The following is a 24,583-nucleotide window of genomic DNA, read 5'->3' as shown; positions in this document are numbered from 1 at the left end:
GCTCAGACGTAGCGTTCAAGGATGCTGGACTCGGCCAGGCGGGACAGGCCCTCGCGGACGGCGCGGGCCCGACTGTCGCCGACGCCCTCCACCACCTGGAGCTCTTCCACCCCCGCCGACAGGAGGTTCTGCAGGCTGTCGAACTCCTCGATGAGCCGGTCCACGATGACCCCGGGGAGCCGGGGGATGCGGGAGAGCAGTCGGAAGCCGCGCGGCGCCACCGAGGCGTCCAACGCGTCACCGACCACCACGAAGCCCAGGCACCGGGCGACCGAGGTGAGGTCCAGCAGGTCGGTCGCCGACAGGGAGGAGAGGCAGTCGAGCACCGACTCGACCGACTGCGGGGTCTTGGAGCAGTCGATGTAGTCGCGCACCACGAGCTCACGGTCGTTGCCGAGCCCCCCGGTGAGCTCCTCCAGCTGCAGGCTCATCAGCCGGCCGTCGGTGCCCAGCTCAAGGGCGTACTGCTCGATCTCGTCGCTGATCCGGCGGACCATCTCCAGCCGTTGGAGCACGGCGGTGACGTCCCGGATGGTGACCAGGTCCTCGATCTCCAGGGCCGACAGCGTGCCACTCACCTCGTCGAGGCGGGACTTGTAGCGCTCCAGGGTCTGCAGGGCCTGGTTGGCGCGCGACAGGATCTGGCTGGAGTCCTCGAGCACGTGCCGCAGGTTGCCGACATAGACGGCGACGATGGCCATCGACTGGCTCACCGACACGACCGGATGGCCGGTCTGCTTGGCCACCCGCTCGGCCGTCCGGTGCCGGGTGCCGCTCTCGCGGGTCTCGATCGCGGGATCCGGGACCAGCTGGGTCGCGGCCCGCATGATCCTGGTGCCCTCGCGGTCCAGCACGATCGCGCCGTCCATCTTGGCGAGCTCGCGCAGGCCGGTGCTGGAGAACTCGACGGCGAGCTCGAAGCCGCCGGTGCACAGCGACTCCATGGTCTTGTCGTAGCCGAGCACGATGAGGGCGCCGGTGCGGCCCCGCAGGATGCGCTCCAGGCCGTCCCGCAGTTCGGTGCCGGGGGCCACCGCGGCCAGTGTGGCGCGGAGCAGGTCTTCGTCGCGGCGCTCCACCGTGGCTCCGTCCTGGGGTCAAAACATGGGTCGTGGTCAGGCTGTCGCGAGTCTAACTTCGGGCGGGTGCTCCACACCTCGACCCGGGGCCGGTTGTGACCTGAATGAGACCAAGGCCTCAGGCGTCAGTCGGCGTGGCTGCCCAGCACCGCCTCGGCCAGCGTCCGGGCCTCGAAGACCTCCATCCCGGCGGGGGGTCGCCCCTCGGTCAGCGACCCGGCCGGGACCACCGCACGCCGGAAGCCGATGCGGGCGGCCTCGGCCAGCCGGCGGGGCAGCCCGGTGACGGGGCGCAGGTCGCCGGCCAGCCCGACCTCGCCCACGGCGATGGTCCCCTGGGGCAGTGCCCGCTCGTGCCGTGCGCCGGCCACCGCCAGGGCCAGGGCCAGGTCGGCGGCCGGCTCACCCAGCCGCACCCCGCCCACCGTGGCGGCGTAGCAGTCGTGGTTGCCCAGGGACACCTCGGCCCGCCGGGTGAGGACGGCCAGGACCATGGCCAGCCGCGAGCTGTCGAGACCGCTCGTGGTGCGTCGGGGGTTGCCGTGTGCCTCGGTGACCAGCGCCTGCACCTCGGCGACCAGGGGGCGGCGGCCCTCCAGGGTGACGGTGACGCAGGTGCCGGGCACGGCGCGGTCCCGACTGGTCAGGAACAGCCCGGACGGGTCGGGGAGCCCGTGGATGCCGGCGTCGCCCATGTCGAAGCACCCGACCTCGTCGGTCGGGCCGAAGCGGTTCTTCACGGCCCGGACCAGTCGCAGCCGGGAGTGGCGCTCGCCCTCGAACTGCACCACCACGTCGACCAGGTGCTCCAGCACCCTAGGCCCGGCGATCGCGCCGTCCTTGGTGACGTGCCCGATGAGGACGGCCGCGGTTTCGCTGCGTTTGGCGGCCTGGATCAGGGCCGAGGCCACCTCCCGCACCTGGCCGACGTTGCCGGCCGCGCCCTCGACGTCGCTGCTGGCCACGGTCTGCACCGAGTCGACCACCACCAGGGCGGGGCGGACGCGCTCCAGGTGGCCCAGCACCGCGCCCAGGTCGGTCTCGGCCGCCAGGTAGAGGGTGTCGGCCACCGCGCCGATCCGCTCGGCGCGCAGCCGCACCTGGGCCGCGGACTCCTCGCCGGAGACGTAGAGCACGGTGCGGCCCTCCCGGGCGGCCCGCGCCGCGACGTCCAGCGCCAGGGTCGACTTGCCGATGCCGGGCTCACCGGCCATCAGCACCACCGCGCCGGGGACCAGCCCGCCGCCGAGGACCCGGTCGAACTCGCCGACCCCCGTGGAGGCCGCCCGCGCCAGGGTCAGGTCCACCGAGGCGATCGGCACGGCAGGGCGCTCCGGTGTGCTGGCAGCAGTGCGGACCGGGGTCTGGCCGGTCTCCGCGACGGTGCCCCAGGCCTGGCACTCGCCGCACCGGCCGACCCACTTGACGGTCGTCCAGCCGCACTCGGTGCACCGCAGGGCCGGGGTTCGTGAGGTCTTGGTAGCCACGCTCCACAACCTAGGCGCCGGCACCGACACACCGTCGCAGGCATCGCCGCCGGGGCGGCGTATGACGATTCGTCGTACGATGGGTTGTATGAGCACGCTGACAATTCGTACTGACTCGGAGGTCGAGCGAGCCCTGAGTGTGTTGACCAGCGAGGGAGCTTCACGGTCGGAGGTGGCGCGGATGGCGATCCTTGAGGCCGAGCGTGCCCACCGGCGCGCGCGTCTGCGTGCGGAGGCCGAGGCACTGCGCGATGACCCCGAGGATGTGGCCGCGTCTCGGGAGCTGGCAGCAGAGATGGAGTCAGCTCGTGCGTGGTGACGTCTACCGTCTCCGGGCTCCCAAGGGCGTGCGAGGACATGAGCAGGCCGGTGCGCGGCTCGCGGTCGTCGTCCAGTCCGATGACCTGCCACTCTCCACCTGGCTCGTGGCCCCGACCTCCACCGGGCGGCGGGAGGCGTCCTTCCGGCCCGAGATCGAAGTCGACGGACGCACGGCCCGTGTCATGGCGGAGCAGTTGACCGTGGTCGATCCCGAGGCTCGGCTGGGAGAGTTCGTCGGCCGGCTGAGCGCCGCGGAGATGCAGGCAGTCGACAGAGCGCTGGACGCCGTGCTGGGTCTGGACTGAGGCGACCGAGGGACTCGATCCGTCGTGCCTGATGGGGCGACTCCGGGCGGAGGGTACTAACCTGCTGGGCATGCGCCTGGGTGTGATCGATGTCGGCTCCAACACCGTCCACCTGCTGGTCGTCGACGCCTACTACGGGGCGCACCCCCTGCCGGACTACTCCCACAAGGTCGTGCTCCGCTTGGCCGAGCAGCTGACCCCGGACGGCGACATCTCCGAGGCGGGGGCGCAGCGCCTGACCGACTTCGTCGTCGAGTGCACCGAGGTCGCCGAGAGCAGAGGCGTCTCCGAGCTGATGGGGTTCGCGACCAGCGCCATCCGCGACGCCGGGAACACCGACGCGGTGTTGGCCCAGGTCGAGGCGGCCTCCGGTGTCGCCCTGCAGGTGCTGGACGGGGAGGACGAGTCGCGGCTCACCTTCCTGGCCGCGCGCCGCTGGTTCGGGTGGTCCTCCGGACGGTTGCTGCTCGTCGACATCGGGGGCGGCTCATTGGAGCTCGCGGCCGGCATCGACGAGGAGCCGGACGTGGCGGTCAGCCTGCCCCTGGGCGGCGGCCGCCTGTCGCGCGAGCTGGAGGGGGACCCCCCGGATGCGGCCCAGCTCAAGACGTTGCGCAAGCGGGTGCGGGCCGAGATCGCGGATGTGCAGCGCTCGATCCGGAAGGTCGGGGTCCCGGACCGGGTCGTCGGATCCAGCAAGACGATCCGGGCCCTGGGCAGGGTCTGCGGTGCCGCCCCCAGCGGGGAGGGGCCCTATGTGCAACGGACGCTATCGCGCGCCGACCTCACCGCCGTGGTGCCCAAGCTGGCCGGTCTGACCGCGGCCCAGCGTGCCGAGCTGCCGGGGGTGTCCGAGGCCCGCGCCCCCCAGGTGCTCGCGGGCGCGATCGTGGTGGAGTCGGTGATGGAGCTGCTCGATATCGAGGAGCTGGTGATCTGCCCCTGGGCCCTGCGCGAGGGTGTCATCCTGCGCCGGTTGGACTGGCTGGCCCAGTGACCCTGCCGGTCCTGCTTTCCAGTGCCTCGGTCTATCCCGAGAACTGCGCCTACGCCTTCGACCTGGCCGAGCGGCTCGGCTACGACGGCGTCGAGGTGATGGTCTGGACCGACCCCGTCACCCAGGAGGCCGGTGCCCTGCGGGCGCTCTCGGACCTGCACGGGTTGCCGGTCGGGGCGATCCACGCCCCGACGCTGCTACTCAGCCAGCGCATCTGGGGCTGGCAGCCCTGGGGCAAGATCGACCGCTCCCTCCAGTTGGCCGCCGACGTGGGCGCAGACACCGTCGTGGTGCACCCGCCCTTCCGGTGGCAGCGGGAGTATGCCGCGGGGTTCGTCGAGGGGGTGGCGCGCCGCGAGGGCGGTGTCACCATCGCCGTGGAGAACATGTTCCCGTGGCGGGCCGCCAACTCCGAGATGCAGGCCTACCTGCCGCACTGGGACCCGCTGGACCAGGACTACGCCCACGTCACGCTCGACGTCTCACACGCCGCGACCGGTCAGGTGGACGCGGTCGAGCTGGCCGAGGCGCTGGGGGACCGGGTGGCCCACGTGCACCTGGCCGACAGCCTCGGCTCCTTCAAGGACGAGCACCTGGTCCCCGGGCGGGGCGACCAACCCTGCGCCGAGTTGTTGCAGTGGCTGCTGGACCGGGGCTACCGGGGCGCGGTGACCATCGAGGTCGGCACCCGCAAGATGGACGTCGAGCAGCGCGAAGTCGCGCTCGCGGAGGCACTGGCGTTCGCCCGGCAGCACCTCGGGCAGGAGCGGGTCGGCGGCTGACCGCCGGGGCGGTGCGGGAGTACCGTCCTCGTATGGCGAATGACCGTCCGGCCGAGGGGCCCGCCGTCCAGGTGCGGGGGCTGCGGGTCGAGCGTGGGGGACGCCCGGTCCTGGACATCAGTGACCTGACCGTGCCGCGCGGACAGGTGGTGGGGCTGCTCGGGCCCAGCGGGAGCGGGAAGAGCACCCTGATGCGCAGCGTCGTGGGGGTGCAGCAGCTCGCCGGTGGGTCGGTGACGGTGCTGGGGGAGGAGGCGGGTGGTGCAGGGCTGCGCGGCCGAGTCGGCTACGTCACGCAGGCGCCCAGCGTGTACCGCGACCTCAGCGTGCGCGACAACGTCAGCTACCTGGCCCGGATCCTGGGGGCGACCGACGACGCGGTCGAGCGGGTCATCCGACAGGTGGACCTGGCCGGCCATGCCGACCGGGCGGCCGGCGCCCTGTCTGGCGGGCAGCTGTCCCGGGTCTCCCTGGCGATGGCCCTGGTCGGGGACCCGGACCTGCTGGTCCTGGACGAGCCGACGGTCGGGCTCGACCCGCTGCTGCGCCGTGACCTGTGGCAGCTGTTCCACGACCTGGCCCGGGCCGGGACGACGCTGTTCGTCTCGAGCCACGTGATGGACGAGGCGACCCGGTGCGACCGACTGGTGCTGCTCCGGGAGGGTCGCGTGCTGGCCGACGGGACGCTCCCGGAGCTGCTCGGCCGGACCGGGGCGGCCGACGCTGAGACGGCGTTCCTCGAGCTCATCGAGCGCGCAGGGGAGCGCGGGGCATGACGGCGACACGGACCCTCGCGACCGCTGCCCGGGTGCTGCGGCAACTGCGGGCCGACCACCGCACCCTGGCCCTCCTGCTCGTCGTCCCGTGCGTGCTGATCGGACTCCTGGCGTGGATCACCCACGACACCGGTCTGTTCGACCTCATCGGCGCCTCGGTGCTGGGCATCTTCCCGTTCGTCGTCATGTTCATCGTGACCAGCGTGGCCACGCTGCGCGAGCGCACCGGGGGCACCCTGGAACGCCTGCTGTCCACCCCACTGGGCAAGGGAGACTTCCTGCTCGGCTACGCCGCCGCCTTCGGGTCGCTCGCCGTCGTGCAGGCGCTGATCGCGACCGGCTTCGCGGTCTGGGTCTGCGGGCTGGAGGTTCGCGGCCCCATCGGGCTGCTGGTGCTGGTCTGCGTCGCCACGGCGCTGGTCGGCACCGCCCTCGGCCTGTTCGCCAGCGCCTTCGCCCGCACCGAGTTCCAGGCGGTCCAGTTCATGCCCGCCTTCGTGCTGCCACAGTTCCTGTTGTGCGGCCTGATCGTCCCCCGCGACCGGCTGCCGCAGGTGCTGTCCTGGTGCTCCGACGTCCTGCCGTTGTCCTACGTGGTCGATGCGATGAACAGCGTGGCGCACCAGGTCGACCCCTGGGGCGATGTCGCCGCCGACCTGGGCGTGCTCCTCGCGTTCGGGGTGCTCTCCCTGGGTCTGGGGGCACTGACCCTGCGACGCCGGACTCCCTGACGCCGCGCCGGGTCGACCACCCCTCCCGGAAGGCGTCTTGACGGGATAGAGTTCGGTCTAGATGCCGCTCGACAGGAAGATTGCCGGTAGACAAGGCATCTGACCGGCGATTATGTAGTTCGCGGCGACAGGGCAGGCGTGCCAGAACGTGCTGGTCGGTCCCGCGTCGACGAGAGGAAGCCCACGGTGGCCGAGAAGTTCCGCGTGACCTACGCAACCCTGACCGCAGACAACGAGGACATGCACACGGCATACGAGGCCGGCATCGAGACGGCCCGCGGCTGGCTGGGCGTCGAGATCACGGCGCCGGGCGACCAGGCCCCGGGGGACCCCGTCGAGGTGACCAGCCCGGCCGACCCCGACGTCGTCATCGCCCGGGTCCGGGCGGCCTCGCCGGAGGCGATCGAGCAGGCGATGGCCGACGCCCGCGCCGCCGCGCCCGGCTGGGCCGGGACCCCCTGGCAGGAGCGGCTGACCATCATGCGCCGCGCCGGCGACCTCATCTCGGAGCGGTCCAACGAGCTCGCTGCCCTGGTCACCATGGAGGTCGGCAAGAACCGGCTGGAGGCGCTGGGTGACGTGGAGGAGGCGGCCGTCTTCTTCCGCTACTACGCCGACCAGATGGAGTCGAACCAGGGGTATGACCACCCGATGGACAGCCTGTCCGAGGCCGAGAAGACGCGCAGCGTGCTCAAACCGCATGGCGTGTGGGCCGTGATCGCCCCCTTCAACTTCCCGATGGCGCTGGCCGCCGGACCCGCGGCCGGCGCCCTGACGACCGGCAACACCGTCATCATCAAGCCCAGCGTGCAGGGCACGCACACCGCGTGGCGCCTGTTCGAGATCCTGCGCGAGGCGGGTGTGCCCGAGGGCGCCGTGCAGTTCCTCCCCGGCGGTGACGAGGTGGGCAAGGCAGTCGTCGGCCACGCCGAGGTCGACGGGATCACCTTCACCGGGTCCTACGACGTCGGTATGTCGATCCTGCGCGGGGCGCAGGAGGGTGGCTACCCCAAGCCGGTCGTCGCCGAGATGGGTGGCAAGAACCCCACGATCGTGGCGGCCTCCGCGGACCTGGACAAGGCGGCCCAGGGTGTGGCCCGCTCCGCCTTCGGGTTCTCGGGGCAGAAGTGCTCGGCCTGCTCCCGGGTCTACGTCGACGCCTCGGTCCACGACGAGTTCCTGGAGAAGCTGGCCGCCAAGGCACAGGAGGTCGCGCCCGCCGACCCGCTTGAGCGGGACACCTTCATGGGGCCGGTCATCGACGCCGACGCGGTGCAGCGGTTCGAGAAGGCCGTCAACCACGCCCGGGAGACCGGGCGGGTCGTCGCCGGCGGTGAGGTGCTCCAGGGCAGCGACGGGCTGCCGGGCAACTACGTCCAGGCCACCGTCGTGGCGGACCTGCGCTCCGACGACTGGCTGTTCAGCGAGGAGCTCTTCGTGCCGTTCGTGGCGGTCACGCCCGTCGACTCCCTGGAGGAGGCGATGGAGCGGGCGAACGACACCCCCCTGGGACTGACCGCCGGGTTCTTCTCCGGCGATGACGCCGAGGTCCAGTGGTTCCTGGACCACGTCCACGCCGGCGTCGTCTACGTCAACCGCCCGGCCGGCGCCACCACCGGCGCCTGGCCCGGGGTCCAGCCGTTCGGCGGCTGGAAGGGGTCGGGCAGCTCCGGCAAGGCCGGCGGCGGGCTGTACTACCTGGGCCTGTTCCTGCGCGAGCAGTCCCAGACGGTGGTCTCCTGACCCCGACTGACGACATACCCCAGCCGTGCGGCGACCACCCGGCCCCACGGCATACGACACTCCCCAGCACAGCGTGCGTGACCCGCACAGAGAGGTGGTCCCGATGACCACGACCGACGTCCGCCAGGACACCACCGCGACCGGGGCGCCCTCGCCCGACTGGTTCGACGACTCCCGCCCCGTGCCGGACCTGCGCACCGCACTGCCCGGCCCCGCAACCCAGGAGGTGTTGTCCGCCGACGGTGCGGTGACCAGCCCGTCGCTGCCGCGGGCCTACCCGCTGGCGCCGCGGCGGGGCTGGCGCGCGGCGCTGGAGGACGTGGACGGCAATCTGTTCCTGGACTTCAACGCCGGGATCGCGGTGAACTCCACCGGGCACGCCCACCCCACCGTCGTCGGGGCGGTGCAGGAGCAGGCCACGAACCTGCTGCACTACTCGGCCAGCGACTTCTTCCTGCCGATCTACTCCCAGATGTGCCAGGCACTGGCCGACGTCGCGCCGATGAGCGGGCCGGTGCGGGTCTACCTGGGCAACTCCGGGGCCGAGGTCGTGGAGGGCGCCCTGAAGCTCGCGCGCTACGCGACCGGGCGGCCCTACGTGATCAGCTTCAACGGTGCGTTCCACGGCCGGACCTACGGCGCCCTCAGCCTCACGGCATCGAAGGCGAAGTACCACAAGGGATTCGGGCCGCTGGTGCCCGGCGTGCACCACGTGCCGTATGCCGACCCGCGGGTCACTGCCGAGGGCGGCCGCGACACCGGGACGATCGACTACCTGGAGAACACGCTGTTCCGCTACGACGTCGACCCCTCGGAGGTGGCGGCGGTCTTCGTCGAGCCGATCCAGGGCGAGGGTGGCTACATCGTGCCCGCGGAGGGGTGGCTGGCGGACCTGCGCGAGCTGTGCGACCGCCACGGGATCCTGCTGGTGGCCGACGAGGTGCAGTGCGGTGCCGGACGGACCGGGAAGATGTGGGCGATCGAGCACACCGGTGTCGAGCCGGACATCCTGCTCAGCGCCAAGGGGTTGGCCTCGGGGCTGCCGCTCGGGGCGATGATCGCCAGGGCGCACCTCCTGGAGAGCTGGGGCGTCGGAGCGCACGGGTCGACCTATGGCGGGAGCCCGGTGCCCTGCGCCGCCGGGCTGGCGACGCTGCAGGTCATCCGGGAGGAGGGCCTGCTGGAGAACGCCACCGTCCTGGGCAACCACCTGATGGAGGGCCTCCGGGCGATCCAGGCGGAGCACCCCGACGCGCTCGTCGACGTGCGCGGCGTCGGTCTGATGATCGGCGTGGAGTTCCCCAGCGGCGAGGTGGCCGAGGCGGTGCAGATGGCGGCGTTCGAGCGCGGGCTGCTCGTGCTGGAGGCCGGGGAGAACGTCATCCGGATGTCGCCGCCCATGGTGATCGACCGCAGCGACGCCGACACCGCGCTGCGGATCTTCGGGGAGGCTGTCGCCGCGGTCGCGGCCGGGTGACCCCGTCGTGAGCGGAAGGGCCCGGTGAGCGGGCACGTCTTCTCCCGGGCCGCCGGTCGCCCGCCCCGGATCAGCCACGCCCACGGCGTGGAGATGTTCGACGAGGACGGCCGCCGGTACCTGGATGCCGCGGGTGGCGCGATCGTGGTCGGCATCGGCCACGGCCGGGGCGAGGTGGTCGCGGCGCTGGCCGAGCAGGCGGGCGCCGTGGCGTATGCCCACGGCACGGTCTTCACCTCCGAGGCGCTGGAGTCGTATGCCGAGGAGCTGGCCGGGGTGCTGCCGGTCGACGACCCCCGCATCTACCCGGTGTCTGGGGGCAGCGAGGCGGTCGAGACGGCGCTGAAGATGGCCCGGGCCTACCACTTGGCCCGGGGGGAGGACCGCGCGGTGGTGGTGGGTCGGACCGGGGCCTACCACGGCAACTCCCGTGGGGCGCTGGACGTCTCGGGTCGGCCGTCGCTGCGTGCGCCGTACGCCCCGTGGCTGGGGCACGCGCGGCACACCACGACGCCATACGAGTACCGCTGCCCCTTCCCCGATACCCACCCGGACGGCTGCGGGAGCCGCCACGCGCAGGCCTTGGAGGAGCTGCTCCAGCAGATCGGTCCCGAGCGGGTGGCCGCGTTCATCGCCGAGCCCCTCGCCGGAGCGGCGCTGGGGGGCTGCGTGCCCCCGGACGACTACTGGCCCTCGGTGGCGCAGGTGTGCCGCCGCCACGGGGTGCTGGTGATCGCCGACGAGGTGATGACCGGGTTCGGCCGCACCGGCCGGTGGTTCGGCTCCGACCACTGGGGGCTGCGTCCCGACCTGCTCACGGCGGGCAAGGGGACCTCCTCCGGCTACTGGCCGCTCGGGCTCGCCGTGGCCAGTGGCGCCGTCCACGAGACCATCGTCGAGGGCGGGTTCGTCCACGGGTTCACCTACTCCCACCACCCGGTGGGCGCCGCCACCGGCCTGGCCGTGCTGCGCCGCCTGCGGGAGGAGGGACTCGTCGAGGCGTCGGCCGTGCGGGGGGAGCAGTTGCACCAGGAGCTGCTCGCCCGACTCGGGGACCACCCCCACGTGGGCGACATCCGGGGCCGCGGCCTGCTCGTCGGCCTCGAGTTCGTCGCCGACCGGGCCACCCGCGCACCGTTCGACCGCGCCGACCGGGTGACCGAGCTCGTCGTCCTCGCAGCCCGCGACCTCGGGCTGCTCGTCTACTCCTCCACCGGCTGTGCCGACGGCACCCGCGGCGACCTGGTGCTCCTGGGCCCGCCCCTGACCATCAGCCCGGCCGAGGTCGAGGAGGTCGCCGACCTGCTCGCCCGCGCCGTCGACCAGGCCCTCGCGCCCCCCGCCCCCACCGCGACCGGACGGGTGATGTGGCGCTCCCAGGGGTGACCGGACGGGTGATGTGGCGCTCCCAGGGGGACCGGACGGGTGATGTGGCGCGGTCGCTGCTCTCGGCCCCAGGCGGGATCGCCAGACGACCCGTCTGGTGCAGCGTTGGACCGCCAGGCGACCCGTCCGGTCGGGGGTGGGGGCAGGCAGGCATTAGCCTGGGTCGACGCCGGTCAAACCCGCCGGCGTGACTGCCCAGAGCGGACCCGGCGTGACTGCCCGGAGTGGACGAGGAGGCCCGATGGACCCGGCAAACCTGGATCCGGCCACGTGGATGCGACAGAGCCTGCTGGCGATGTCGCGGAGCTCAGCAATGCGGGACACCCTTGAGCGGGCCCCCGTCAGCCGCTCCGTGGTGCAGCGATTCGTGGCCGGGGAGAGCACGGAGGCGGCCGTGGCCGTGGCGGGGGAGCTGTCGGCGACGAACCGGCTGGCCACGATCGACTACCTGGGCGAAGACACCCTTGACCCGCAGATGGCCGCACACACCGGGGACGCCTACGTGGAGCTGCTGAACGCACTGGCCGAGGGTGGGTACACCGCGGACGGGCGGGTCGAGGTCAGCCTCAAGCTGAGTGCGCTCGGCCAGGCGCTGGGTCGCGACGGTGACCGGATCGCACTGGAGAACGCGCGGCGCATCTGTCAGACCGCGGCGAACGTGGGCACCACGGTGACGTTGGACATGGAGGACCACACCACGACCGACGCGACCCTGGAGACGCTGCGCGAACTGCGTCAGGACTGGCCCTGGGTGGGGGCGGTGCTGCAGTCCTACCTGTACCGGACCGAACAGGACTGCCGGGACCTGGCGGTGGAGGGCAGCCGGGTGCGCCTGTGCAAGGGGACCTACAGGGAGCCGGAGTCGGTGGCCTACCAGGACAAGGCCGAGGTCGACAAGGCCTACGTGCGGTGCCTGAAGATCCTGATGGCGGGAGAGGGCTATCCCAAGGTGGCCACCCACGACCCACGTCTCATCGAGATCGCCGGCGTGCTCGCGGACCGGAACGGCCGCCGGCCGGGGAGCTATGAGTACCAGATGCTGCTCGGGATCCGCCCCGACGAACAAGTGCGGTTGGCAGAGCAGGGCGAGCGGGTGCGCGTCTACATCCCCTACGGCGAGGAGTGGTACGGCTACCTGATGCGGCGCATGGCCGAGCGCCCGTCGAACCTGCGCTTCTTCCTGCGGGCGGTGGCGACGCGGGGATGACCAGGGACGTTCGGGCGGCAGGCCCAGGACAGGAGCGGGCATGGACAGCGTGACGATCATGGGTGCGGGGGTGATGGGCCGCACCCTGCTCTCGGCGCTGGTCCGGGCGGGGCATGACCGGGGAGCGCTCGTGGTGTGCGACCGGGACGAGCGGCGGGCACAGGAGCTCGCGGACGAGCACTTCGTCCGTGCGGCCGGCGCGACGGAGGCGGCGCAGCAGGCCGATGTCGTCGTGCTCGCGGTCAAGCCGCAGGACATGGCCGAACTGCTCGGTCAGCTGAACGGTCACCTTGCCCCGCACGCTCTGGTCATCTCGATCGCCGCCGGCATCACGACGGACTACCTGGAGCAGCGGCTCCCGGAGGGGACCGGCGTGGTCCGGGTGATGCCGAACACCCCGGCGCTGGTGGACCAGGCCATGTCGGCGGTGAGTCCCGGCAGACACTGCACCTCCGAGCACCTCGCCCAGGCCGAGGCGCTGCTCGGCACCTTCGGCAAGGTCGCCGTCCTGGACGAACGGCACCAGGACGCGGTCACCGCGATCAGCGGCAGTGGCCCCGCCTACATCTTCTACGTCGTGGAGGCCATGATCGAGGCTGGTGTCCTCCTGGGGCTGCCCCGCTCGACGGCCACCGAGCTCGTCGTGCAGACGCTGTATGGCGCGGCCACCATGATCCGGGAGACCGGCGAGCACCCGACGGTGTTGCGGGAGCAGGTGTCCAGCCCGGGCGGGACCAGCGTCGCAGCACTGCGCGCGCTCGAGGACCACAAGGTGCGCGCCGCGTTCCTGACGGCCATTGAGGCGGCGGCCCGACGCTCCGAGCAGCTGTCCGAGAGCGACTGACCTGGACCGACGCGACGGGACACCAGGTGTTCACGGAGGGGGCATCGCACTGGGTGGTCAGCCTGTGGCAGGGTTAGCGCATGACTGAGATCAGCGTGCGGTTGTTGGACGAAGAGCATTGGTCCGAGTACAAGGACGTCCGGCTGCGTGCGCTGACCGAGTCCCCGGAGGCTTTCGTGGCCTCGGCCGAAGAAGAGACCGAGTACCCCGAGGACCGCTGGCGGGAGCGGATGAACCGCTCGCGTCGCTTGCTGGCAGAGCGTGAGGACTCCGTCGTCGGAGTCGTCAGCGTCGGCAGCGAGCACAGCCCGGAGGAGGGCGTCGGGGAGCTCTTCGGACTGTGGGTGGCCCCGGAGCAGCGCGGCGCCGGCGTGGCCCGCCGGTTGCTGGAGGCCGCCGCGCAGCAGGCCCGCAAGGACGAGCTGAAGCACCTGGTCTATTGGGTCGGCACCGACAACGGTCGTGCCGTGGCCTTCGCCAGCAGCTTCGGGTTCCGCCCCACCGACAGCCGCCGGCCCATGCGGATCCGCGGCGTCGACACCGAGGAGGACGCCGAGGAGACCGCGATGGTGCTCCCGCTCGGGTCCTCCGGCGGCACCCCCACGAACCTCTAGGAGCGCCGGCTAGGGCCTGGCGGCGAGCTGCTCGATGAGTTGGCTCGGGCCCGAGACGATCAACAGGTGGTGCTGGCCGACCTTGGTCTCGGGCACGGCGTGGGTGAAGTCCTCGCCGGGCGCCTTGATGCCGACGACCGTCACGCCATACCGCTTGCGGATATCGGTCTCGGCGAGCGTAAACCCGATCATCTCCTGGGGCGGTGCCATCTTCACGATGGCGTAGCCGTCCTCGAACTCGATGTACCCCCGGAGGCGGTCGTTCACCAGGTGGGCGACCCTGTTCCCGGACTCCGCCTCCGGGAAGACGACGTGGTGCACCCCGATGCGCTCCAGCAGCCGGGCGTGCTCGCCGGAGACCGCCTTGGCCCAGATCGAAGGCACACCCGCGTCGACAAGGTTCCCCGCGGTCAGCAACGACCCCTCGATCGACGTGCCGATCCCGACGACCGCAATCCGGAACGACCCGGGTTTGGCCTGCCGCATGGCCTCCGGATCGGTCGCGTCGACCGACAGCACCCGCATCAACTTGCGGGAGAACCGTTCGGCCAGGTCGGGGTTCGCCTCGATGGCGTGCACCCGGTAGCCCAGGCGGTCCATCTCCATGGCCGCGGCCGCCCCGAACCGGCCCAGGCCGATCACCAGGGCGTCCTCGTCGAACAGTCGGTGCTTGGTCATCCGCGACTCTCCTCGTCCTGCCGGACCCCTGTCGTGGTCTAGCGTGAACCCCATGATCAACGCCATGGTCGTCTGGGACCAGCGTTTCACGGCCTACGACTTCGGGCCGGGGCACCCCATGCACCCGTCCCGGCTCGACCTGACCCACCGACTGAGCCAGGACCTGGGGGTGCTCGACGGCGCAGGGGTCCGGGTGGAGTCCACCGAGCCCGCGACGCTGGAGGACCTGCTGACCGTGCACACGCCCGACCTGGTGGCCCAGGTGCGCGCCGCCTCGGCCGACCCGGGGGCCGCCGACGGGAGCCACGGGGTCGGCACCGAGGACACTCCGGCCTTCCGGGGGATGCACGAGGCCACCTCGTTGGCCGTGGGTGGGACGTTGTCCGCCTGCCGCGCCGTACTGGAGGGTCGCGCCCGGCACGGGGTCAACATCGCGGGAGGGTTGCACCACGCCATGGCCGACCGGGTCTCCGGCTTCTGCGTCTACAACGACATCGCCGTCGGCATCTCGTGGCTGTTGGAGCAGGGGGTGGAACGGGTCGCCTACGTCGACCTCGACGTGCACCACGGGGACGGGGTGGAGCGCATCTTCTGGGACGAACCGAGGGTGCTGACCTGCTCGCTGCACGAGAGCGGGCGGGCCCTCTTCCCCGGCACCGGATTCCCCGGTGACACCGGCGGCGGGTCCGCCCCGGACTCGGCCGTGAACATCGCGCTCCCCCCGGGCGCCGGTGATTCCGCCTGGCTGCGGGCCTTCCACGCGGTGGTGCCCCAGGTGCTCCGGGCCTTCCGGCCCCAGGTCCTGGTCACCCAGCACGGGTGCGACTGCCACTTCTCCGACCCCCTGGCGCACCTGGCGGTCTCCATCGACGGCATGACCGCGGCCACCGCCGCGGTGCACGACCTGGCCCATGAGCTGTGTGGGGGACGGTGGGTGGCCCTCGGCGGCGGGGGCTATGAGCTCGTGGATGTCGTCCCGCGCGCGTGGACCCACCTGACCGCGGTCGCGGCGCACCGCCCCGTGCCGTTGACCGCGCAGGTGCCGCAGTCCTGGCTGGACTACACCTCCCAGGTCTATGGCCGGGTCGGGCCGGCGCGGATGGGTGACCTGGGCGGGCGCGAGATCGAGTACGGCACCTGGTCCGAGGGCTACCACCCCGAGGACCCCGTGGACGAGGCGATCATGGCCACCCGCCGCGCGACCTTCCCACCCTGGGGCCTGGACCCCTGGTTCGACTGATCTGGGACGCTCAACCACCCCCGGCGACGTCGGTCACATCTGCGCCGATCCGGCGTGTCTCCTGGACAAAGTCCCGTCACTACTTTCGCAAATGCCCCATCTGCCCCTAGTGTTTACGCGAAAGTCAAGGTCCGTTGCCGGAGGGGAAGCCGAGCGGCGGCCCTTGATCAGTGATGTGTGAGAGACGGGACAGCGTTGATGGCTGAGGAGACCCCGATGGCCGGGATGACATTCATGACGGTGGCGGAGGTGGCCGCCGTGATGCGAGTGTCGAAGATGACGGTCTATCGCCTGGTCCACTCCGGCGAGCTGCCGGCGGTGCGGGTCGGACGGTCCTTCCGGGTGCCGGAGAAGGCCGTGGACGAGTACCTGCGGGGGTCCTACCACGGCACCGCCTGAGGTTCCCTCCCGTTTGGGCCTGCCGGACACCGCCGGTTAGGCTGTCCCGACTCGTCCGGACGGTCCCGCTGCCTCGAGCACGCGAACTCGAGCACGCGGATCCGGCCGGGCCCGATCGACACCCACGAGACGAAGGACATGGTGAGCCAATGGGCTCTGTCATCAAGAAGCGCCGCAAGCGCATGGCGAAGAAGAAGCACCGCAAGCTGCTGCGGAAGACGCGTCACCAGCGTCGCAACAAGAAGTGAGGCCGCTGCGGCGCCGTCCCCGACGGGGACCGGCGCCGTTGGTTTCTCCGGGGACCTGCCAGCGGGGGGTCCCCGCGCCCCACAGGCAGCACGATAGATAGGTTGCACGTCATGAGTTCGCCGGCCGCATCGCACAGGGGTGGGGGATGGCTCGCGTAGTCATGGTGACCGGCGTCGCCCGGGAACTCGCAGGCCGGGTCACCCGGCGCCTGTCGGAAGACCCTGACGTCGAACGCGTCATCGGCGTCGACCTGGTCGCGCCCGCCCACCCGATCGGCCGGGGCGAGTTCGTGCGCACCGACATCCGCAGCCCCCTCGTCGGGCGGCTGATGGCCCAGGCGCAGGTCGACACGGTCGTGCACATGGGGGTGATTGCCACCCCGCGGGATGCCGGCAGCCGGGTGGTCCAGAAGGACATCAACGTCCTGGGCACGATGCAACTCCTGGCCGCCTGCCAGAAGACCGAGTCGGTGCAGCGGGTGGTGGTGAAATCCACCGCTGGCGTCTACGGGTCCTCCCCGCGGGACCCGGCGGTCTTCACCGAGGAGATGCCCGCCCGGGTGATCCCGCGCTCCGGCTTCGCCCGGGACTCCATGGAGGTCGAGGGCTACGTCCGCGGCCTGTCCCGCCGGCGCCCCGAGCTGGAGGTCACCATGCTGCGGATGGCCAACGTCATCGGGCCGAGCATCCGCACCGTCCTCACCGACTACTTCACGATGCCCGTCCTGCCGTTGCCGCTGGGACGGGACGGCCGGCTGCAGTTCCTGCACGAGGACGACGCCGTCGCGGCCATGGTGCGGGCCACGACCGGACCCTCGGTCGGCACGTGCAACGTTGCCGGCGACGGCGTGCTGGCCACCACCCAGGCGGCCGCGATGACCGGCCGCCCCTGCGTGCCGGTGCTGCCCGGCGCGGGTGGGATGCTCAACTGGGCGATCCGCACCGCGGGGTGGGTGGCCATGCCGAGCGACCAGATGGACGGACTCGCATACGGCCGGGTGATCGACACCTCACGGATGCGCAGCCACCTCGGGTTCGCCCCCGCCTACAGCACCCGGGCCGCCTTCGAGTCATTCCTGGCTGCCGGCCGGGACCGCGACCGTCCCGAGCAGCACGCAGAGCAGGAGCTGATGTGACGCAGGTGCCGCCGCCCACCCCGACCGAGTCCGACCTGGAACGGCTGGTCATGCTCGTCATCCAGGCGCTGCGCGGGGCGGGTGCGGTCGCCGGCCTCACGGGTGCAGACCTGGACCGCGCCGTGGCGCAGACCCTGGCGTTCCTGCGCCGGCGTCTGGACGGTGACTACACCGTCGACGAGTTCGGGTTCGACGAGGACTTCACCGAGCACCTGGTGCTGCCGCTGCTGCGTCCCCTCTACCGCTCCTGGTTCCGGGTCGAGGTGCGCGGCGTGGAGAACATCCCGGCGCAGGGTGGCGCCCTCGTCGTGGCCAACCACAGCGGCACCGTGGCGCTGGACTCACTGATGACCCAGGTGGCCGTGCACGACGCCCACCCCCAGGAGCGCAACCTGCGGATGCTGGGCGCCGACCTGGTCTTCGGCACCCCGGTGATGGGCCCGGTCGCCCGCAAGATGGGCAGCACGCTGGCCACCAACGCGGACGCCGAGCGGTTGTTGCGCTCGGGCGAACTTGTCGGGGTGTGGCCAGAGGGGTTCAAGGGCGTGGGGAAGCCGTTCAAGGACCGCTACCGGCTGCAGCGGTTCGGTCGCGGGGGTTTCGTGGCCGCCGCGCTGCGCTGCGAGGTCCCGATCATCCCCTGCTCCATCGTCGGGGCGGAGGAGACCTACCCGATGCTCGGCAACGCCGCGGCGATCGCCCGGGTGCTCGGCCTGCCCTACCTGCCGCTGACCCCGACCTTCCCGTGGCTGGGGCCACTGGGCATGGTGCCGCTGCCCAGCAAGTGGCTCATCCAGTTCGGCGCCCCCATCGACACCACCAACCGGGGCGAGGGTGCGGCCGAGGACCCAGCGGTGGTCTACGAGCTCACCGACCGGGTCCGGGAAACGATCCAGCACACCCTCTATGAGTTGCTGCGGGACCGCACCTCGGTCTTCTTCTGAGGGGGCCGTATGCGGATCGGTCGCCCCAAGCGCGTCCCGCACCTGCCCGGCGGCGTGGTGTTGCTGGTGCGGGACGGCTGCCACCTGTGCGCCGACGCCCGCGAGGTGGTCGCGGCCACCTGTGCCGAGTCCGGCGAGTCGTGGACCTGCCTCCGGCTGGAGGACCGCCCCGAGCTGACCGATCGGTACTCCGACCTGGTGCCCGTGCTGTTCGTCGACGGGCGCGAGGTGGGTTACTGGCGGGTTGCCCCCGACGAGCTGCGCCGGGCGTTGCGGCGGCGTCGGCGGCGGCGCTGATCCGACTTTGTGCAAACGTTCACAAGGACTTAGGGTAGGGGGGTACCTGAACGACCGTCCGGGGCTCTGATATAAGGCGTCCGGATCCGAGAGGAGTCGGTGCCACCGTGATGTCCGAGCCCGCCCCCCGCGGTGTGCCCGAGGCGACGGTGGGGCGGCTGCCCGGCTATCTGCGGGCGCTCGGTCAGTTCGGGGAGCGCGGGGTGACCTCGATCTCCTCCGAGGAGTTGGCCGACGCGGCCGGGGTGCGCTCGGCGCAGTTGCGCAAGGACCTGTCCCGGTTGGGGTCCTACGGGGTGCGCGGCGTCGGGTATGACGTGGGGCAGCTCTCCGCCCAGATCTCGCGCGAGCTCGGCCTCACCCAGGACTGGCCGGTCGTCATCGTCGGCCTGGGCCACCTGGGCAGGGCGCTCGCCGGCTACCGCGGGTTCACCTCTCGGGGCTTTCGCATCGTGGCGCTCGCCGACCAGGACGACGCGGTCGTCGGGGAGGAGGTCGAGGGGCTCGTCGTGCAGACGCTCGCCGACCTCGCCGCCTCCGGGGAGCCGATCGCGATCGGCGTGATCACGACCCCCGCGGCAGCGGCGCAGGCGGTGGCCGACGATCTGGTCGCCATGGGCGTGCGCTCCGTCCTGAACTTCGCCCCGTGCCTGGTCACCGCGCCCGACGGCGTTGACGTGCGCCACGTCGACCTGGCCACCGAGCTGCAGATCCTGGCCTTCCACGAGCAGCGCCGAGCGCTGGCCGACCGGGGCACCGGGGAGCCCCAGGACGGCGTCCCGTCCGAGGAGGGAGTCGGATGAGCCTGCTGGTCGTCGGTCTGTCACACCACACCGCGCCGATGGAGCTCGTGGAGCAGGCCTCCACTGGCGACCGCCGGGGCGGCCGCCCTCGCCGCCGCCGTGCGCGCCGAGGGGGATGTCGCCGAGGCTGTGGTGCTGGCCACCTGCAACCGCACGGAGGTGTATGTCGACGCCTCCTCCTTCCACGGTGCGCTGCAGGACGTGGGGCGGGCCCTGGCCGGGCTGTCCGGGGTCGAGCTGGCCGCGCTGACCCCGCACCTGTACGTCCACTACGAGGACCGGGCGGTGCACCACCTGTTCGGCGTGGCCGCCGGACTCGACTCGATGGCGGTGGGGGAGAGCCAGATCCTGGGGCAGGTCCGCGCGGCGCTGCGATCGGCCCAGCACGAGGGAGCCGCCGGCGCCGCGCTCAACCCGCTGTTCCAGCACGCGCTGCGGGTGGGCAAGCGCGCCCACACCGACACCGGCATCGACCGGGTGAGCAGGTCGCTGGTGGAGCTGGGGCTGGACCGCGCCGCCGGCCACCTGCCGGACCTGACCACGGCGCGCACCGTCCTGATCGGCGCGGGCGCGATGTCCGGTCTGGCCGCCGCCACCCTGGCCCGAGCGGGCATCACCGACGTCACCGTCGTCAACCGCACCAGGAAGCGGGCCGAGCGGCTGGCGGCCCTGCACGGGTTCGCCTCGGCCGACTGGTCCCGTCTGGCCGAGCTCGGCTCCCAGGCCGACCTGGTCGTCACCTGCACCGGCGCGAGCGGGCATGTCATCGACGCCCCGGCGGTCCAGCGGGTGCGCGGGGAGGACCGTGCGCCCCTGGCGATCCTGGACCTGGCCATGCCCCGCGACGTGGCGCCCGAGGTCGGCACGCTGCCCGGGGTGGGTCTGTGGAGCCTGGCCGACCTGCAGGAGCGCGCGGCGCAGGAGGGCGCCGAGGTCGACCCCGCCGTGGCGGAGGTGCGGGACCTGGTGACCGGGGAGGTCGCGGCGTTCCTCGCCTCCCGCCGCGCCCAGGCCGTGGCGCCCACCGTGACCGCGCTGCGCTCCCGGGCCGCGAGCCTGGTGGCCGCCGAGCTGGCCCGGCTGGACCAGCGCCTGCCCGACCTGCCCGAGCGGGACCGTGAGGAGGTCCGGCGCACGGTGGAGCGCGTGGTGGACAAGCTGTTGCACACCCCGACGGTCCGGGTGAAGGCGCTGTCCGCGGGCGAGGACACCCACGGTGGCGACTACGCCAGCGTGTTGCGCGAGCTCTTCGACCTGGACCCCTACGACGTCGCGGCCGTCTCCCGGCCCCCCGAGACGGGAGGTGTGGTGTGAACCCGACCATGCGGCATACCCCTGTCCTCTCCGGGGGCGCACCCGGCGAGGAGTCCGCGGACTCCCGCATCCTGCGCCTGGGCACCCGGGCCAGTGACCTCGCCAGGACCCAGGCCGGCTGGGTCGCCGACCGGCTCCGGGCCGCGGGGCACGAGGTCGAGCTGGTGCCGGTGCGCACCGAAGGCGACGCCTCCAGCCGTCCCCTCAGCGAGATCGGCGGCACCGGGGTCTTCGCCAGCGCCCTGCGCCACGCGCTGCTCGAGGACCGGATCGACCTGGCCGTCCACTCCCTGAAGGACCTGCCGGTCGCGCCCGAGCCGGGGCTGGTCGTGGCCGCCGTGCCGGAGCGGGAGGACCCCCGCGACGTCGTGGTCTCCCGGGACGGGCTGGCGCTCGCCGACCTGCCCGCCGGATCGGTCGTCGGCACCGGGTCGCTGCGCCGCGCCGCCCAGTTGGCGCTGCTCGCGGGGCACTTGGAGGTGCGCGACATCCGCGGCAACATCGACAGCCGGATCGGGCAGGTGCGCTCCGGCGCGCTGGATGCCGTGGTGCTCGCCGCGGCCGGCCTAAGCCGGGTGGGCCGGCTGGAGGAGGTCAGCGAGACGCTGACCCTGGACCGGATGCTGCCAGCGCCCGGGCAGGGGGCCCTGGCGGTGGAGTGCCGCGAGGACGACGACGCGGTGCGCGACTGGTGCGCCGCCCTGGATCACGCCCCCACTCGGACGTGCGTCACGGCCGAGCGGGCCCTGCTGGCCCGGCTCGAGGCGGGGTGCACGGCGCCGGTGGGAGCCGTGGCCGACCTGGGGGACACCGGGGGGACCCTGACGTTGACCGGGTTCGCGGCCCTGGAGGGCCGCGCCGTCCGGCACCGACTGAGCGGCACCGACGCGGTGTCGCTGGGCCACGAGCTGGCCGACCGTTTCCTCGCCGACCTGGCGACCCCGGGAGCGTCCGACCCCACGGGCGTTCCCCCTGCCGGCACCGACCCGCCCGGCATCCACACCACGGAGCGTGACACGTGAGCACTCAGACCGCATTCCCCCCTGCCTCCCCGGCCACCGCACGGGTCGCCTTCGTGGGCGCCGGTCCGGGCGATCCCGGGTTGCTGACCGTGCGAGCCAGGGACTATCTCAAGGCTGCCGACGTGGTCCTGCTGGACACCCTGCACGACGCCGACCAGGTGGCCCGGTTCACCCACCCTGAGGCGACTGTGCTGGCTGCGGGCAGCGGCAGCAGCGGCTCGCTGACCCGTGCCTCGCGCGCCAAGCTCCTGCTCAAGGAGGTCCGCAAGTTGCACGGGCCCGGAGCCCTGGTGGTGCGCCTCATGGACGGCGACCCCAACGCGTTCAGCGGCCTGGTCACCGAGGCGCTGGCCTGCCGCAAGGAGGGCATCCCGTTCGAGATCGTCCCGGGTGTCAGCTCCGCCTGGTCCGTCCCGGCCTACGCGGGAGTGCCGCTGACCGGCAAGGACGGAGGGGCGCTGCACATCCTCGACGGAGCCGACCGGCACACCGACTGGAGCCTGTCGGTGGCCGACGCGGTGACCGTGGTCGTGCTGGGCAGCGCCACCGAGCTGCGGCGCGCGCTGAGTGCCCTGCTCGCGGCGGGGCGCGAGGGGCAGACCCCGGTGGCGCTCACCGAGCGCGGCACCACCAACACCCAGCGCACGGCCGTGACGGTGCTCGAGGACGCGATCGGCGAGCTGGCCGACAGCGCCTTCGAGCAGGGCGGGGTGGCCGTCGTCGGACAGTCAGTCGCGCTGCGTGAGGAACTGTCCTGGTATGAGACCAAGCCGCTGTTCGGCTGGAACGTCCTGGTGCCCCGCACCAAGGACCAGGCCGGTCCCATGGTCGAGCGGATCGCCTCCTACGGGGCGAGCGCGCAGGTCGTGCCGACGATCAGCGTGGAGCCGCCGCGCACCCCGCAGCAGATGGACCGGGCGATCCACGGTCTGGTGACCGGACGCTATGAGTGGATCGGCTTCACCTCGGTCAACGCGGTCCGGGCGGTCCGCGAGAAGTTCGTCGAGCTCGGACTGGACGCCCGGGCGTTCGCCGGGTTGAAGATCGCCGCCGTGGGCGGGGCGACCGCGGACTCGCTGCGGGCCTGGGGTCTGCAGCCGGACCTGGTGCCCTCCGGGGAGGAGTCGGCCCGGGGCCTGCTGGCCGACTGGCCGCCGTATGACGACGTGCTCGACCCGATCGACCGGGTGTTCCTGCCCCGCGCCGACATCGCCACCGAGACGCTGGTCGCCGGGCTGCGCGAGATGGGCTGGGAGGTCGACGACGTCACCGCCTACCGGACCGTGCGCTCGGCCCCGCCGCCCGCGCCGATGCGGGAGGCCATCAAGAGCGGCAAGTTCGACGCCGTGTGCTTCACCTCCTCCGCCACGGTCCGCAACCTCGTGGGCATCGCCGGCAAGCCGCACGCCAACTCGGTCATCGCCTGCATCGGCCCCGCGACCGCGAAGACGGCCGAGGAGCACGGTCTGCGGGTCGACGTGGTCGCGCCGGAGGCGCGGGCCGAGCGGCTCGTGGACGCCCTGGCCGAGTTCGTCCGGGAGGGCGTGGAGGCCGCGCGCGCCGCGGGCGAGCCGGTCGTCCGGCCCAGCCAGCGCCGCACCGGCTCACGGCGCGGCGCCAAGGCCCGGGCGTGACCCTGCGGCCCACGCTGCCCGAACGCCCCCGCCGGCTGCGCACCACCCCGGCCCTGCGCCGGCTCGTGGCGCAGACCCGGGTGCACCCGGCCGACCTGGTGCTGCCCATGTTCGTGCGCGAGGGGATCACCGAGCCGGTGCCGATCGGCGCGATGCCCGGGGTGGTGCAGCACACGGTGGATTCGCTGCGGGCCGCGGCGCAGGAGGCCGTGGCTGCCGGGGTCGGCGGGCTGATGCTCTTCGGGGTGCCCGAGCAGCGGGACGCCACCGGCACGGGCGGAACGGACCCCGACGGGATCCTGAACCGCGCGCTGACCGTGCTGCGCGAGGACCTGGGCGACACCACGGTGCTCATGGCGGACACCTGCCTGGATGAATTCACCGACCACGGCCACTGCGGCGTGCTGGACTCCAGGGGTCGGGTCGACAACGACGCCACGCTGGAGCGGTATGCCGAGATGGCGGTCGTGCAGGCCCGTTCCGGTGCCCACGTGGTCAGTCCGTCGGGGATGATGGACGGCCAGGTCGGGGTGATCCGGGCCGCGTTGGACGACGCGGCGCTGCAGGAGACGGCGATCCTGGCCTACACGGCCAAGTACGCCTCCGGTGCCTACGGGCCGTTCCGGGAGGCTGTCGGTTCGACCCTGCAGGGCGACCGGGCCACCTACCAGCAGGACCCGCCGAACCGCACCGAGTCGCTGCGTGAGCTGCGGCTCGACCTGGCCGAGGGGGCGGACCTGGTGATGGTGAAGCCGGCGCTGCCCTATCTGGATGTGCTCCGCGAGGTGGCCGACGTCGCCGACGTGCCGGTGGCGGCCTACCAGGTGTCGGGTGAGTACTCCCAGATCGAGGCGGCTGCGGCGCACGGCTGGATCGACCGCGACCGGATGGTCCTGGAGACGCTGACCTCGATCCGGCGGGCCGGCGCCCAGGTCGTGCTGACCTACTACGCGGTCCACGCCGCACAGCTGCTCGCCGCCACACGCTGACGGCCCGAGTGAGCGCCCGGGGAATGGCTCCCAGGGAGCGTCCCCCTGTGAACGGCCCCGCAGTGACGGGAACGGGGGACGCGTCACTGCGGGGCCGGGGAGGCGCGTGGCCGTGGGGGGTCAGCCGTGC

The 24,583-nt window shown here is 72.4% G+C and carries 26 protein-coding genes; 23 read left to right on the top strand and 3 right to left on the bottom strand.

Features of this window, described 5'->3' with window-relative positions; genetic code table 11:
• Positions 1-2: 2 nt before the first annotated feature.
• Both disA and radA read right to left on the bottom strand, forming a co-directional pair.
• The gene (gene disA, locus AC1QRC_RS17910; protein ID WP_484204591.1) at positions 3-1,079 is read right to left on the bottom strand and encodes a DNA integrity scanning diadenylate cyclase DisA; all 1,077 of its coding nucleotides are present in this window, start codon (positions 1,077-1,079) and stop codon (positions 3-5) included.
• A 125-nt stretch (positions 1,080-1,204) separates the two neighbouring features.
• Positions 1,205-2,566, bottom strand: coding sequence for a DNA repair protein RadA (radA, locus tag AC1QRC_RS17905; protein ID WP_484204590.1), 1,362 nt, complete (start codon positions 2,564-2,566; stop codon positions 1,205-1,207).
• A 181-nt stretch (positions 2,567-2,747) separates the two neighbouring features.
• Here radA and AC1QRC_RS17900 point away from each other — a divergent pair, with 181 nt between their 5' ends.
• The 12 genes from AC1QRC_RS17900 to AC1QRC_RS17845 all read left to right on the top strand — a co-directional run bounded on the left by AC1QRC_RS17900 (position 2,748) and on the right by AC1QRC_RS17845 (position 13,749).
• On the top strand, positions 2,748-2,885 hold the full coding sequence (locus AC1QRC_RS17900) for a hypothetical protein (protein ID WP_484204589.1): 138 nt from the start codon (positions 2,748-2,750) through the stop codon (positions 2,883-2,885).
• Positions 2,875-3,192: a type II toxin-antitoxin system PemK/MazF family toxin gene (locus tag AC1QRC_RS17895; protein ID WP_484204588.1), complete on the top strand. Its 318-nt coding sequence runs from the start codon at positions 2,875-2,877 to the stop codon at positions 3,190-3,192. The genes AC1QRC_RS17900 and AC1QRC_RS17895 overlap by 11 nt, the downstream gene beginning before the upstream one ends.
• A 70-nt stretch (positions 3,193-3,262) precedes the next feature.
• Entirely contained in the window at positions 3,263-4,189 is a 927-nt protein-coding gene (locus AC1QRC_RS17890) for a Ppx/GppA family phosphatase (protein ID WP_484204587.1), read from the top strand.
• Positions 4,186-4,971, top strand: coding sequence for a sugar phosphate isomerase/epimerase family protein (locus tag AC1QRC_RS17885; protein ID WP_484204586.1), 786 nt, complete (start codon positions 4,186-4,188; stop codon positions 4,969-4,971). The genes AC1QRC_RS17890 and AC1QRC_RS17885 overlap by 4 nt, the downstream gene beginning before the upstream one ends.
• Before the next feature lie 32 nt (positions 4,972-5,003).
• Complete coding sequence (locus tag AC1QRC_RS17880) at positions 5,004-5,747, top strand: ABC transporter ATP-binding protein (protein ID WP_484204585.1); 744 nt, start codon at positions 5,004-5,006, stop codon at positions 5,745-5,747.
• Positions 5,744-6,478: an ABC transporter permease gene (locus tag AC1QRC_RS17875; protein WP_484204584.1), complete on the top strand. Its 735-nt coding sequence runs from the start codon at positions 5,744-5,746 to the stop codon at positions 6,476-6,478. Before AC1QRC_RS17880 ends, AC1QRC_RS17875 begins: the two co-directional genes overlap by 4 nt.
• Positions 6,479-6,664: 186 nt before the next feature.
• Positions 6,665-8,221 (top strand): aldehyde dehydrogenase family protein, encoded by a 1,557-nt coding sequence (locus AC1QRC_RS17870; RefSeq protein ID WP_484204583.1) that lies wholly within the window; start codon positions 6,665-6,667, stop codon positions 8,219-8,221.
• Positions 8,222-8,324: 103 nt separating this feature from the next.
• The gene (locus tag AC1QRC_RS17865) at positions 8,325-9,698 is read left to right on the top strand and encodes an aminotransferase class III-fold pyridoxal phosphate-dependent enzyme (RefSeq protein ID WP_484204582.1); all 1,374 of its coding nucleotides are present in this window, start codon (positions 8,325-8,327) and stop codon (positions 9,696-9,698) included.
• Positions 9,699-9,722: 24 nt separating this feature from the next.
• Positions 9,723-11,084, top strand: coding sequence for an aminotransferase family protein (locus AC1QRC_RS17860; protein WP_484204581.1), 1,362 nt, complete (start codon positions 9,723-9,725; stop codon positions 11,082-11,084).
• A gap of 241 nt (positions 11,085-11,325) precedes the next feature.
• Positions 11,326-12,291 (top strand): proline dehydrogenase family protein, encoded by a 966-nt coding sequence (locus AC1QRC_RS17855; RefSeq protein ID WP_484204580.1) that lies wholly within the window; start codon positions 11,326-11,328, stop codon positions 12,289-12,291.
• A gap of 40 nt (positions 12,292-12,331) precedes the next feature.
• On the top strand, positions 12,332-13,135 hold the full coding sequence (gene proC / locus AC1QRC_RS17850) for a pyrroline-5-carboxylate reductase (protein ID WP_484204579.1): 804 nt from the start codon (positions 12,332-12,334) through the stop codon (positions 13,133-13,135).
• 80 nt (positions 13,136-13,215) lie between these two features.
• A complete protein-coding gene (locus AC1QRC_RS17845) occupies positions 13,216-13,749 on the top strand; it encodes a GNAT family N-acetyltransferase (RefSeq protein WP_484204578.1) in 534 nt (177 codons plus the stop codon).
• A 9-nt stretch (positions 13,750-13,758) separates the two neighbouring features.
• Here the strand turns inward: AC1QRC_RS17845 and AC1QRC_RS17840 are convergent, their stop codons facing one another.
• Positions 13,759-14,427 (bottom strand): potassium channel family protein, encoded by a 669-nt coding sequence (locus AC1QRC_RS17840; RefSeq protein WP_484204577.1) that lies wholly within the window; start codon positions 14,425-14,427, stop codon positions 13,759-13,761.
• 52 nt (positions 14,428-14,479) lie between these two features.
• On the opposite strand from AC1QRC_RS17840, the gene AC1QRC_RS17835 reads away from it, so the two are divergent.
• The 11 genes from AC1QRC_RS17835 to hemB all read left to right on the top strand — a co-directional run bounded on the left by AC1QRC_RS17835 (position 14,480) and on the right by hemB (position 24,453).
• Positions 14,480-15,667, top strand: coding sequence for an acetoin utilization protein AcuC (locus tag AC1QRC_RS17835; RefSeq protein WP_484204576.1), 1,188 nt, complete (start codon positions 14,480-14,482; stop codon positions 15,665-15,667).
• Positions 15,668-15,865: 198 nt separating this feature from the next.
• On the top strand, positions 15,866-16,066 hold the full coding sequence (locus AC1QRC_RS17830; protein ID WP_141786105.1) for a helix-turn-helix domain-containing protein: 201 nt from the start codon (positions 15,866-15,868) through the stop codon (positions 16,064-16,066).
• A gap of 149 nt (positions 16,067-16,215) precedes the next feature.
• Positions 16,216-16,314 carry a 30S ribosomal protein bS22 gene (locus AC1QRC_RS17825; protein ID WP_003792170.1) on the top strand — a complete coding sequence of 33 codons (99 nt, stop codon included), beginning with the start codon at positions 16,216-16,218 and terminating at the stop codon, positions 16,312-16,314.
• 146 nt (positions 16,315-16,460) lie between these two features.
• On the top strand, positions 16,461-17,450 hold the full coding sequence (locus AC1QRC_RS17820; RefSeq protein ID WP_484204575.1) for an NAD-dependent epimerase/dehydratase family protein: 990 nt from the start codon (positions 16,461-16,463) through the stop codon (positions 17,448-17,450).
• Positions 17,447-18,394 (top strand): lysophospholipid acyltransferase family protein, encoded by a 948-nt coding sequence (locus AC1QRC_RS17815; RefSeq protein WP_484204574.1) that lies wholly within the window; start codon positions 17,447-17,449, stop codon positions 18,392-18,394. The genes AC1QRC_RS17820 and AC1QRC_RS17815 overlap by 4 nt, the downstream gene beginning before the upstream one ends.
• A gap of 9 nt (positions 18,395-18,403) precedes the next feature.
• The gene (locus AC1QRC_RS17810; RefSeq protein WP_484204573.1) at positions 18,404-18,691 is read left to right on the top strand and encodes a glutaredoxin family protein; all 288 of its coding nucleotides are present in this window, start codon (positions 18,404-18,406) and stop codon (positions 18,689-18,691) included.
• A gap of 110 nt (positions 18,692-18,801) precedes the next feature.
• On the top strand, positions 18,802-19,494 hold the full coding sequence (locus tag AC1QRC_RS17805; RefSeq protein WP_484204572.1) for a redox-sensing transcriptional repressor Rex: 693 nt from the start codon (positions 18,802-18,804) through the stop codon (positions 19,492-19,494).
• A 99-nt stretch (positions 19,495-19,593) separates the two neighbouring features.
• Positions 19,594-20,808: a glutamyl-tRNA reductase gene (locus AC1QRC_RS17800; protein ID WP_484204571.1), complete on the top strand. Its 1,215-nt coding sequence runs from the start codon at positions 19,594-19,596 to the stop codon at positions 20,806-20,808.
• Positions 20,805-21,830: a hydroxymethylbilane synthase gene (gene hemC, locus AC1QRC_RS17795; protein ID WP_484204570.1), complete on the top strand. Its 1,026-nt coding sequence runs from the start codon at positions 20,805-20,807 to the stop codon at positions 21,828-21,830. The genes AC1QRC_RS17800 and hemC overlap by 4 nt, the downstream gene beginning before the upstream one ends.
• Positions 21,827-23,464, top strand: a complete 1,638-nt coding sequence (locus AC1QRC_RS17790; protein ID WP_484204569.1) for a bifunctional uroporphyrinogen-III C-methyltransferase/uroporphyrinogen-III synthase — start codon at positions 21,827-21,829, stop codon at positions 23,462-23,464. Before hemC ends, AC1QRC_RS17790 begins: the two co-directional genes overlap by 4 nt.
• On the top strand, positions 23,461-24,453 hold the full coding sequence (gene hemB, locus AC1QRC_RS17785) for a porphobilinogen synthase (protein WP_484204568.1): 993 nt from the start codon (positions 23,461-23,463) through the stop codon (positions 24,451-24,453). The genes AC1QRC_RS17790 and hemB overlap by 4 nt, the downstream gene beginning before the upstream one ends.
• Positions 24,454-24,583: the final 130 nt, after the last annotated feature.

The sequence above is a fragment of the Ornithinicoccus sp. genome, assembly GCF_057176825.1.
The sequence above is the reverse complement of the archived record's forward strand: the minus strand, read 5'-3'. Positions and strand labels throughout refer to the sequence as shown.